Below are 12,062 nucleotides of genomic sequence, written 5' to 3'. Positions count from 1 at the left end.
TGAACGCCGGGTTCGAGATCTTCAGCCACAGTTGTAGTGCGTTTGGCTACTCAAACAGCTAAGTTAGCTATTCTTTGTCGTCCACCGCCTGCCTTGTGCATGATCTGTTTGCCCTGCAGCATATATATGTAGCAGGCCACCCCGGTGCTGCTGTTTTCCTCCCATCTTTGTGCCTATGATGGCAAAATGGATTTCCTACCTATGGCTGGCGGTGCTGGTGGCGCTCTCGGCCTATTTTTTTATTGCCTATAGCACGCTTACCCAAAAAACCCGCCTCATACTCAGCATAGCCATGTTTGTGGCGGCCCTGCTCTATGGGTTTCGTCGTAGCCAGTACAAGCGGCAGCAGGGCAGCGGGCCGGGCCGGGGGGAGGATGCCTAGCATATGGCGTGGCTAGTATCAGGGTTCTGCATGGGCTGTGCCATACTCAGCTATGCGGTGCTGGCGGCCTTCGAGGCTGCCTACCACACACGTGCGCGCCTGGGTGCCGCGCTACAGCAGCAGCGCAGCCGTGTATGGCAGCAGCTGCAGGCTAGCCCTGGCCGCCTGAACCTGGCGCTTCTGTCTTTTCAGACACTTTTTATGGTTGTATATGCCCTGGGTGCCTGGCAGCTCCTCGCCTTGCTATCTGCCGCCTGGCCCGCGCAGGCAGGTGCATCGGTGCCTGGCAGCCTGCTGGTGCTGGTGCTCGGTGCCCTGGGTGCAGGCCTGGTTTTTTTGATTCTGGCCGAGTGGCTACCCAAGGCTCTGGCCCGCGCCCATGCCCTGGCCGTGCTGCAGCGGCTGGTGCCCATTGCCTACACGCTGTGGTGGCTGTCGGGCCCCACGCACCGCCTGCTCCTCTTTTGGCAGCGCAGGGCTACAGAGGATAGACCCGACCCCCTGTATAGCAAGCACGACCTGCAGCGTATGATCCATAGCCACCTGGCCAGCAGGCCCCTGCACCAGGTGCTGGATGCCCAAACCTTTGCCAATGCCCTGCGCTTCAACACGATATGTGTGTCTGAGTTTATGGTACCGCGCGCCGAGGTGGTGGCCGTATCCCAGGATGCATCTATGGAGCAGCTGCGGGCACTTTTTCTGCGAACTGAGTTTAGCCGAATCCTGGTGTATGCGGGCAGCGAAGACAACGTGCTGGGCTATGTGCATAGCCAGAGCCTGCTAGATCCTCCCCGGCAGCTACGGCAGGCCCTGCGCCCCATTAGCCGCGTGGGCCCCGACACCCGTGCGCACGAGCTGATGGCCGAGCTGAATGCCAGCCACCGCAGCATAGCCGTAGTGATGCAAGGGCAGCAGCTGGTGGGGCTGGTGACTGTGGAGGACCTGGTAGAGGTCATATTTGGAGAAATAGCTGATGAGCACGACGACGACGAACCCCCGGTAGTGCAGGTGCTGGGCCCCGGCACCTACCGCCTGAGTGCCCAGCTGGAACTGGGCCGCATGCGGCAGCAGCTGGGCATACAGCTACCCGAAGGGCCCTACGCCACCCTGGGCGGTGCGGTGTGTGCTGCCGAGCCGGGCAGCCTGCGCAAGGGCCAGGTCCTATACCTGGCCGACTACCGCATTACCATAGAGGCTGCCCGCCATGGCAGGCCGGTGCTGCTACACCTGGTGCGCATAAGCAGTGCAGCGGGGGCGCTGTAGGGCCGGTGCAAAGGCAAAGAACGAAGACCACAGGGGCGTCCCCGGGATGAAAGCCCGCCACACAGGCTTATTAGAACGAGGTGTTTTTGCTAAAAAAGCACTGTGGAATGAAGATTTCGTACGGATTCCCCAGCATTTACCCCCAAATTTTCCAAAAATTCATTTTTTGGCATTACCACTTTTCTATACCTTTGTACGGTGTTGAATCGCTGAAGTATAACGATTCACGCTGCTAACCTATTTTATATTTTGCGAAGCATGATTTGGAAATCCGGTCTACTTGGCCTCGTTTTATCAGCATGGTGCACAGGTGCTGCACTGGCGCAAACGCAGGGATCTATTTCGGGTCGTGTGTTACAGGACGGAAATCCCGTAAGCTTTGCCACCGTATCCGTGATGAAAGGGGAATCTACCGTAACCGGTGCCTATACGGAGGACGACGGACGCTACAACATCCCTGCCGTGGAGGTGGGCACCTATTCGCTGCTGATCAGCTTCCCGGGTGCCAAGCCGGTTACTGTAAACGGAATTGTAGTATCAGCGGGAGAAAACACCTATGTGGAGGCAATTGACATCGGCCTCGGATCCACCGAAGTTGTAGAAGTAAAAGCCCCGGCCATAGAGCGGGGGGTAACACAGAAGGTTACTTTCTCTGGTACCGATCTGGTAAGAATAGGTGCGGGAGGCACGGGTACCTTGTTTTCGCTGGTGCCGGGCAACGTACGAGGATCGATTCGGGGCGGCCGTTTCAGTGCCCAGCAAACATTCGTAGATGGTATTCGAATTGTAGGAAATCCCCAGCTTCCGAGAGCCGTTTATGAGAGTTATAGCGTTGTTACAGATGCGGTCCCGGTAGAGTACGGCGACTTCACTTCAGGTATTACAGAGATTTTTACCAAGGGTGCCAGCAATGAGTTTATCTACGGCGGTGAGCTCTCTACCAGTCAGTTTCTCGATCCCTATGGCAATCATCTAGCGGCACTGAATGCAACGGGCCCCATCCTCTACGCGCCCAAGTACGATAAAGATGGCAGCCTACTGCGCGATAGCACAGGCAAGGTGGAAAAGGACCGAAACAACGCTAAACTCGGTTTTATTGCAGCCGGCCAGTTCAATTATGTGGCCGACTCTCGCCCTGCTTTCAACGGCGTGTACAAAGCCAAAGACGCGGTGCGCAAAGACCTGGAGGCCACACCATTGACCATTAGCGAGGCCGGGCCCTTTAACTTTGTAAACCGTGCCAGCTTTGTAACCCAGGATCAGCTGGAACGCGTAAAGCGCCGACCCAACGACGAAAGCTGGGGTGTCAATTTCTTTGGTCGCCTGGACTACAAGCTGAACCAAAATACAACCATCAATGGTGGACTAACCTACCAGCGCAGCCAGGGTAATAGCTGGAACCTGGGTAACTCGCTCTATGCAACTGCCGCAAATCCCTTCACTCGCTCAGAAGACTACAGGGGTTTTGCACGCTTCCAGCAGGTGTACCAGCCAAAGGATCCGAATAGCACGATCCTGAAAAGCATCGTCTACCGCGTACAAGCTGATTTTTCCCGCCGTACGGATGTAACGGAGAACCCGGATTTCAAGGATAATTACTTCAAGTATGGCCACATAGGCCGCTTTACCAACACGCGGGCCGAGGCCTTCGAAGTAATCAACCCAGGCGACAGCCGCCACGACCCCTCTATAGCCACCGGTAGCTACCTGCAGACCTCGGGCTACCAGGATACAGCCTGGGTGTTTGATGGTAGCAACAGCAGCAACCCCCTGCTGGCTAACTACAATAACTTCATCTACAACTATGTGGGGCAGAACGCCAGAGAGTTTCCCTCTGCCCGTTTTTTCCCCGGAACCGAGCAGGGCGAGCTCCGAAACAACGTATTCAATAGCATCGACCTGGACCAGCTGAACGGCCTGAATAACGGGGCGGCTCCCAGTTCGATCTATGGCCTTTTTAGTGCGCCCGGCACTCCCTTCTGGGCTTATTCCCGGTCGCAGACGGATGTATTCCGTATGACGGGTCAGGCCATATTCCGCCTGGCTCGTAAGTCGATCGATTCCACGCGCGCAAAGTCTGAGACCCGAAAGGATTCAGAAAAAGGATACCATAACCTGAAAGTAGGCTTTGAATTCGATCAGCGTTTTTCACGTTCTTATAGTGTTAACGGGGCTGGTCTGTGGGGCCTCCTAGCCCTGCTGGCAAACCGCCACATACAAAACCTGGACACTGCAAACCTGCAGCCCCTTTATGATGAGGATGGTGCCTTTACCGGCCGTGTGCACATCGACCCTCTATACAGCCCGGGTCTTCAGTCTACTTTCGATCGGAACCTGCGCCTCAAGCTGGGACTGGATCCCAATGGCGTGGACTACGTAAACCCCCAGCAGTATGGTCCTGACTTCTACAGCCTGGATATGTTCTCGCTGGATGAGCTTTTCAGCCAGAATGTTCGGGTAGTCAGCTACCGTGGATACGACTATCTGGGCGAGCGTACCGGTCAAACGGCACGCGAAGACTTCTTTACTGATACAAAGAATAGGCCTATCCCAGCCTATGCACCTACTTATGCAGCCGGGTATATAGAAGATCGCTTTGAGCTGGACAACATCAACATCCGCCTAGGCCTGCGTATAGATCGCTTCGACAACAATATACCGGTGCTGAAGGATAAATTCCTCCTCGTGCCCGCCTACAATGCGGGCGATGCCAAAGCACTGGGTGGCTTTGAGCTACCCGGCAACGTACAGGATGACTGGGTGCCCTACTTGAGCCGGGAAATCCGAAATGGGGAAAGAATTACCAATCCTTCCGAGATAATTGGCTACAGAGATGGATCAAATTGGTACGACGAAAATGGGGCACCTGTAAACCCTCGTCTACTCCAGGCTGCCGGGGGTAGGGTTCAGCCATATATCAAGACAGATTCTATTAGTTTCGATGCATTCGAAGACTACAAACCCCGCGTAAAGGCACTACCCCGTATCTCCTTCTCCTTCCCGATTACAGACCGGGCCAATTTCAATGCTAGCTACGATGTGCTGAGTCAACGCCCGGAGGCTGGCAATGTAGCAGATTTTTCGGATTACCTCTTCTTGCAGGCCAATGCTGGGGGTATTTTGAATAACCCCGACCTAGGGCTGGCTACCACCATCTCCTATTACCTGGGCTTTAGCCAGGCACTGGACGAGCAGGGCACCACCGCCCTTTCCATCAATGGTTTCTATCGAGAGATGCGAGATATGGTGCAGGTGGTCCGCAATCTGAACGCCTACCCCATCACCTACGACTCCTTCGAGAACATTGACTTTGGTACGGTAAAGGGGCTCACTTTTGCGTTCAATGCCAACAACCTGGGCATGCTACGCCTGCGGGCCAGCTATACCCTACAGTTTGCCGAGGGAACGGGTTCCGGTGTAGGTTCCAGCTCTCGTGCCCTGAACAACATCAGTGGTTTTACGGTGCTGCGTAATCAGCTACCCCTCAGTTTCGATCAGCGCCACACCATAAACGGGTACTTTGCTTTTGACTTCAACAAGGCCAAATTTGCCGGGCCGCATATCCGGGATTTTTACCCACTTAAGAATCTCTATATTTCGCTCAATTACAACCTCGGTAGTGGTGCCCCCTATACCCAGAATGCCCTGCCCAACCCGGCAGACGTACAGGCCGGAGTGGGCGAGGTATTCCAGACGGAGGGTCAGCCCTTTGGTGCTCGCCTTCCTTTCTTGGCCAACTTCGATCTGCAACTCCGTCGTCAGTTCACGCTCAAGCTGCTAGAGAAGCAAACCTTTGGAGCCGGCCACCCGCGCGAGGGTGAGCTCCGCCGAAGGGCCCGGACGCTGAAGATGGAGTGGTACATTGTGTTTGTCAATGTACTGAATCTTAGAAATATCCTGGGTGTGTATGCCTTTAGTGGCCAGCCCGATGACAGTGGTTATTTGCAAACCTCCTTTGGGCGGGCACTGATTAATAGCCAGATAGACCCGCAGGCTTTTGTAGACCAATACCGTGTGCGAGAGAAGGACCCCGGAAATTTCTCCAGCCCGCGTCAGATTCGCCTAGGCTGTCAGTTTGAGTTTTAATGTTATCGTCGAACCCAAGCATGTTATTTATGTTTCGAAATATGAAAGGGATCCTGGTACTTGCGTGCATCTCGCTGTGCCTGCCATTTGCCCAGGCAAGGGAGGATGTAAACGGAAGACGTAATACACCCCAGTCGGCCGGAAAAACATTTCGGACTGCGGCGGTGTGTTTGCCCTCCACTTCTTCTTCCGAGCTGGATATCAACAACGTACGCGCGCTCATTCACAACGGAGGTGATATGTGGTGGGACCTGGTGAGCAATCCGCGCTACGAGATCCCCAAGGTATCCAACCCATCAGATGCTCGCCACGCGCTGTTTTCCGGTTCGCTCTGGATCGGCGGAATTGATAATTCAGGCTTGCTGCGTTTGGCAGCACAGACCTTTCGTGAGGGTAGCGACTTTTGGCCCGGCCCCCTGCGCGTCAACGGCTCTGCCGATACCGAGCAGGATATCTGCCTGAAGTGGGACCGACACTTCAAGATAAATCGTACGGAGATCGATGAATTCCTCGCTTCCGGTACAATATCGGCCGGCATACGCAACTGGCCAGCCATCAACGAGGATGCTGCTGCCGGGGATTTTGAACGCTTTCTGGCTCCCTTTCATGACGAAAACAAGGACTTGGAGTACAACCCGGATGATGGTGATTATCCGGTGGTTCGCATCACATCGCCCACCTGCGCAGGTGGTTCGTCAGATATTTTGCCCAATCAGTTCATCTGGTGGGTTATCAATGACAATGGCGATGTGCACACAAATAGTGGTGGACAACCGCTAGGCGTGGAGATACAGATGACCGCTTTTGCCTATTCGGCCTCGAATGCGGTGAACGATATGACCTTTTACCAGGAAAAAGTCTTTAACCGCAGTACCCTGTCGCTAAACAACACCTACATGGGCCAGTGGACGGATGCGGACCTGGGTGTTGCGCAGGATGACTTTGCCGGTTGCGATACAGTCCGGCTGCTTGCCTTTGTATACAATGCCGACAATGCGGATGTGCCGCTTTCACTGGGTTATGGTTCCAGCCCTCCGGCCATCGGCATAGATTTCTTTCAGGGCCCCTTTGCCGATCCGCTGGACGGGGTGGACAATGACCGGGACGGCATAGACGAGCAAGTGGAGCGTATACCCATGGAGCGCTTTGTGTATTACAACAACGACGCTTCTCTGGTAGGAAACCCCAGCCAGGCTACCCAGTACTACAACTACCTGATTGGACGCTGGCGCGATGGCGCAGATATGGTGGATGATCGGGACCCAGCCAGTGGTATCGTAAATGGCTATCCGGATCCAGGTGATGGGCCGGGCACCCCTACCGACTATATGTTTCCGGATTATCCCGGTGTTAGCTGTGCTTTCACGGCCTATGGCACTTCCAACTCCAATAAATGGGGTGAGTCTGAGAATGGCTCGCAAGTGGGCGTACCCGCTGATAAGCGCCTGCTGCAAAGCGCAGGGCCCTTTACCCTACGCCCGGGCGCATTCAATGAGCTTATTGTGGGGGTGGTTTGGGCTCGAGATCAGCTGAACCAGTTTGATGTCCAGCAGTTTGGCTCCGTGTGCAAGATGTATCAGGCCGATGACATTGCCCAGGCTCTGTTTGACGCTTGTTTTGAGCTGCTGGAGGGCCCCGATGCGCCCAATCTGGCTATTGAGGAGTATGATCGTCAGCTGGTGCTCAGCTGGCAATATCTCAGCACGGCCAGCAATAACTATTACGAAAACTATGCCCAGCGCGACCCCGTGCTGTGCAATGCCAACCCGGCAAACTGCACCTTCAATTTCGAGGGCTATATGGTCTATCAATTGCGGGATGGTAGTGTAACGGTGAATGATATTGAAGACGCCACAAAGGCGCGACTTATCGCCCAGTGCGACATTAAGAATAATGTTACCAGCATCGTGAACCGGGAGAGCATCTTGATTGATGGTACCACGGAGCCCGTAATTACAGATCGTATCATGGTGTCTGGTAATGATGATGGCCTTTTCCATTCGCTTTCCCTGCTCAACGATGCCTTTGCAGAGGGGTCGGACGACCGGCTGGTAAACTATAGAACCTATTATTTTACCATTGTAGCTTACGCTTATAACGATACCTCGGCCGACGGACGCAAGTTTATCCGTAGCAGCTCAAATGTGGTGCGCTATGATGCTACGCCGCACAAAACGGCTTTCGAGAACTTTGGTACGGTGTTGAATTCTACGTACGGATCAGGGCCGGAGATCACCCGGGTAAAAGGGGGTGGCAACAGCGGGAACGAACTGAGCTTGCGCGTTGAGCAAGAATCGCAGCTGCTACAGCCGCCCTTCACAGTAGGGCAGCCCATCTATCAGGGTGGCTCTGGCCCCATCGATGTACGTGTGGTGAACCCCAAGTCTATTCTGCCTAGGGCCTATGAGGTAGAGGTGCTGTGCGATCAGTTTCTGGGCATAGATGCTGCCGCACGCGCCAATGGCCAGGCAGACAGTGCGAACTATACCGACTGGCGGCTGTATGAGGTAACAAATCCGGGCCAGCGCGACCTGGTGTATCAGAGCATTTTCCGCGCCGATAACACGAATATAGCTGCTTATACGGCCACACGTGCCCTGAACGGACAGGAGAAACTGGTGATCCAGGGCCTGGGCTCAGCCAATCCACTGGACCACGGCTTTTCCATCGGAATTGACCGCAGCACCTTCCCCGGCGACACCCTGGATAACCCGGCTACCGGCTTCATTTCCGGCTCTATAACCTACACCGATCCTACACGGAAGTGGCTGGGCGGCCTGCCGGATCAGGACAATGTACCGCTCTACAACTGGATTCGATCTGGCGATGTACCCATTAATCCTGCAGCCCAGGCAGATTTGGATCTGATTGACTATTGGGGTGTGCCCACAAACTCAGCTGTGGCAAACATCGTGAAACGGTTCCGCTTCTTCGACAAGTTTCAGGCGTATGAGAAGGTGATAAATGGCACCTGGTCTCCCTACATTATGGCGGCTAGCTTTCATACCATCAAGGATCTGATTGCTCCCCGTATTAAACTCTTCTTTAACGACGACAGGGTAGATGGTGGTACCTTCGTGCCGGCACCTTACGATCCGGCAAATGGCCGTCCCACGGCTACTTTCGAAGGCGATCCAGCCAATTTCGTAACGCTGGATAAGCTACCCAATGTGGACATTGTCATTACCTCAGACCCTGCCAGGTGGAGTAGGTGTGTGGTGGTGGAGACATCTCCAAACAAAAACCTGGGATCGGGTAGCTGGATCATGACGGCAAAGTGGAGAAACAGCCTGAGCATACAGGAGGTACAGACCTGCGCTGCACCCGGAACGCCGTCACCCGGCAGCACGGATTATGGCATGAGTTACTTCCCGGGCTATGCCATCGACCTGGACTCGGGCCGCCGACTCAATATCTTCTTTGGCGAGAGCACCTGGCACAAGAGCGAGAATGGGGATGATATGCTGTGGAACCCCACAGGTACACTGGGCAATGACGGTAAGTCTGTAGGAGGGCGCCATTATATATATGTTTCCAACACCACCTACGATGAGTGTGCCCAGATTGCCGCGTCTTTGCGCGTGCCACCTACGGCCCAATTGATTAATCAAACGGCTTCCTACATTAGCAGACCGCTGCAGTTTCAGGGTGGATTTGATATAAAGCCCGCCTGGCAGGGGGTAGCTTGGACCAGTATCCCCCTGGTGACAGAGACCAGCAATCTCTTCCGCTGCTACCAGAATATACCCAGCGATGCGCGAGTGAGCCTTAGGGTAAAGAAAAGGATGGACTGCGGGGCGATCTTCCGCTTCGATATGCGGCCTTTTGCAGTGCAGGTAAATCAAGGTAGCGTGGCCCGGCAGAACCTGGATATTGCCAATATTGTACCCAATCCTTTCTATGGCCGCTCCGGTGTGGGGCGGGGTCGATTTGAAAACGACCAGTTGGATACCCGTGTGAAGATCACCAACTTGCCACCCAAGTGTACCATACGCATATTCACCCTGAACGGGGCTTTGGTTCGCGTCTTCCGCAAGGATTCGCCGGAGCCTAGCCAGGAGTGGGACTTGAAGAATGACTTTGGCGTACCCATTGCCAGTGGGCTGTACATCCTGCACATCGATGCAGAGGGTGCCGGGGAAAAGATTCTCAAGTTCTTCTGTGTAATGCCACAACCTGACCTCAATGCCTTTTAGTTATGATGATCCTACGTGTGTTCATATTTAGTTTCCTGCTGTGCGGAGCGGCGATGGCCGGTAACCCGGAGCGTGCAGGGCAGGCAGGGGCTACTCAGCTGCTTGTCAACCCTTACGCACGGTCATCCGGTGTGGGGGGCATAAACGTGGCGAATACAGCCGGTATTGAGAGTGCCATTACCAATCCTGCGGGCATTAGCACCACCCGCCGTACCGAGGTGGTTTTTAGTCACACCCTATGGCTGGTGGGCACGGATATTCGTATCAATTCACTCGGTTTTTCTCAGCGACTAGGCAAAAAAGGTGGGGTGCTTGGGCTTTCTGTTGTTTCTTTTGACATTGGACAGATCGAGATCACGACCATTGATCAGCCCGATGGCGGTATCGGTTATTTTACGCCTACTTTCCTCAATGTAGGGCTCTCTTATGCCAAAGAGATGGTGGCCGACCGGATTTTTGTAGGGGCCACGGTGAAGTTGGTACATGAGTCGATTCCGGACGTGGCCGCTAATGGGGTGGCCTTTGATGCAGGTGTGCAGTATCGTAACCGCGACCAGCGTTTCCGCTTGGGCGTAGCACTGCGGAACGTAGGCCCGAAAATGCGCTATAGTGGTGATGGCCTTTCGTTTCGTGCAGATGCAGGTGGCACGAACTTCGACAATGCGACCTCTACCGTTTCGGATGACTTTGAACTGCCGGGCCAGCTTTACATAGGTGCCTCTTATGAGCTTACCTTTGGTAAGCCTACTAGCTACCGGAACATTGTGAGTAAGCGGGAGGTAACGGTTCAGGGGTCTGACCTGGCTGACTCTGTGGTATATGAGGTGCGAAAGCTGGATTCCATAGCGGTGTATGATCATAAGCTTCTTCCGCTTTTCAGCTTTATTTCCAACGCCTTTCAGCGCGATCAAATTGGCCTTGGCTTAGAATACCGTTTCCGTGAGATGTTTATGGTGCGGGGTGCCTACCTGTGGGAGAATGGCGGCCTGAATAAGGACGACAGTCGGAATGCCTACTCGGGCATTACCGCTGGGGCAACCTTCGAGTTCCCCTTCAGTGTGCGAGATGGAAAGACAAAGGAGCGTACGAAGACCACTTCTACGATTGCGGTGGACTACAGCTATCGGCATACTTGGTTCTTTGAAGGCACACACAGTTTTGGTCTAAGGCTAAATCTGTAACTTTACCCTTTTAATGTCATTATGTCGGAGATAACCTATTATACAAAAGAAGGGTATGAGGCGCTGCGGGAAGAGCTTCACCGCATGAAGACGGTAGATCGCCACGAGATATCGCAGCAAATAGCAGAGGCACGAGAAAAGGGCGACCTGAGCGAAAATGCCGAGTATGACGCTGCCAAGGACGCGCAGGGTATGCTTGAGCTAAAGATATCCCGGCTAGAGGGACAGCTGGCCAATGCCAGAATACTGGATGAGAGCCAAATGGATACCAGTAGGGTATACATCCTGTGTAACGTACGGCTGAAAAACCACAATGTGAAGAAAGAGATGACCTACCGATTGGTAGCTGCTTCGGAGGCAAACCTGAAGGAGGGTAAGATCTCGGTGGATTCTCCCATTGGAAAAGGCCTGCTGGGCAAGGAAGTAGGCGATATCGTGGAGGTAGAGGTGCCCGCAGGCAAGCTTAAATTGGAAGTTCTCGAAATAACCCGATAGTCCACTATGGCCTCCATCTTTACCCAGATCGTACAGGGCGAGGTTTCAGCTTACAAAATAGCCGAGACCGATAAGTATCTTGCCTTTCTGGATGTGAGTCCAGTTGTGCGGGGGCACACCCTGGTTATACCCAAGGAGGAGGTAGCTACACTCTGGGACCTGGATGAGGAGACGTATCTGGGCCTACAGGTGTTTACACGCCTGGTTGCCCGCGCCATACGGGCCGCTATCCCCTGCATGCGTGTGGCCGAGGCGGTTATCGGCCTGGAGGTACCACATGCCCATATCCATCTATTCCCGGTGAATACCCTTAGCGACTTTAATTTCTCTCAGCCACGGGTGAAGCTCAGCGAGACCGAGTTTAAAGGAATAGCGGATGAGATAGCCCGGCATCTGGACGAGATGGTCGCCTAGCCACATCGAATGCCGACTTGGTCGTATCTTGCTCTACCCTAGCTG

7 protein-coding genes are annotated in these 12,062 nt (G+C 54.2%); all 7 read left to right on the top strand.

The genetic code is table 11. The features are described 5' to 3' along the window. Positions 1-175: 175 nt before the first annotated feature. Entirely contained in the window at positions 176-382 is a 207-nt protein-coding gene (locus LW884_07965; protein MCE3008262.1) for a hypothetical protein, read from the top strand. Between the two features lie 30 nt (positions 383-412). Next, positions 413-1,645: a CBS domain-containing protein gene (locus tag LW884_07960; GenBank protein ID MCE3008261.1), complete on the top strand. Its 1,233-nt coding sequence runs from the start codon at positions 413-415 to the stop codon at positions 1,643-1,645. A gap of 351 nt (positions 1,646-1,996) precedes the next feature. After that, positions 1,997-5,731, top strand: a complete 3,735-nt coding sequence (locus tag LW884_07955; protein MCE3008260.1) for a TonB-dependent receptor — start codon at positions 1,997-1,999, stop codon at positions 5,729-5,731. Between the two features lie 41 nt (positions 5,732-5,772). Further along, positions 5,773-9,927, top strand: coding sequence for a hypothetical protein (locus LW884_07950; GenBank protein MCE3008259.1), 4,155 nt, complete (start codon positions 5,773-5,775; stop codon positions 9,925-9,927). Between the two features lie 2 nt (positions 9,928-9,929). After that, positions 9,930-11,108: a PorV/PorQ family protein gene (locus LW884_07945; protein ID MCE3008258.1), complete on the top strand. Its 1,179-nt coding sequence runs from the start codon at positions 9,930-9,932 to the stop codon at positions 11,106-11,108. 21 nt (positions 11,109-11,129) lie between these two features. Continuing rightward, positions 11,130-11,603, top strand: coding sequence for a transcription elongation factor GreA (gene greA, locus LW884_07940; protein ID MCE3008257.1), 474 nt, complete (start codon positions 11,130-11,132; stop codon positions 11,601-11,603). Positions 11,604-11,609: 6 nt separating this feature from the next. Next, positions 11,610-12,017, top strand: a complete 408-nt coding sequence (locus LW884_07935) for an HIT domain-containing protein (GenBank protein MCE3008256.1) — start codon at positions 11,610-11,612, stop codon at positions 12,015-12,017. Positions 12,018-12,062 lie beyond the last annotated feature (45 nt).

The sequence above is a fragment of the Bacteroidota bacterium genome (assembly GCA_021300195.1).
Lineage (GTDB): Bacteria > Bacteroidota > Bacteroidia > J057 > JAJTIE01 > JAJTIE01.
This window is presented reverse-complemented; position numbering and strand designations above follow the sequence as displayed.

Bases quoted from the DNA above. Each gene is read 5' to 3' on its own strand.
- LW884_07945 (MCE3008258.1), top strand. From the start codon at position 9,930: ATGATGATCCTACGTGTGTTCATATTTAGTTTCCTGCTGTGCGGAGCG.
- LW884_07965 (MCE3008262.1), top strand. From the start codon at position 176: ATGATGGCAAAATGGATTTCCTACCTATGGCTGGCGGTGCTGGTGGCG.
- LW884_07935 (MCE3008256.1), top strand. From the start codon at position 11,610: ATGGCCTCCATCTTTACCCAGATCGTACAGGGCGAGGTTTCAGCTTAC.
- greA (MCE3008257.1), top strand. From the start codon at position 11,130: ATGTCGGAGATAACCTATTATACAAAAGAAGGGTATGAGGCGCTGCGG.
- LW884_07950 (MCE3008259.1), top strand. From the start codon at position 5,773: ATGAAAGGGATCCTGGTACTTGCGTGCATCTCGCTGTGCCTGCCATTT.
- LW884_07960 (MCE3008261.1), top strand. From the start codon at position 413: ATGGGCTGTGCCATACTCAGCTATGCGGTGCTGGCGGCCTTCGAGGCT.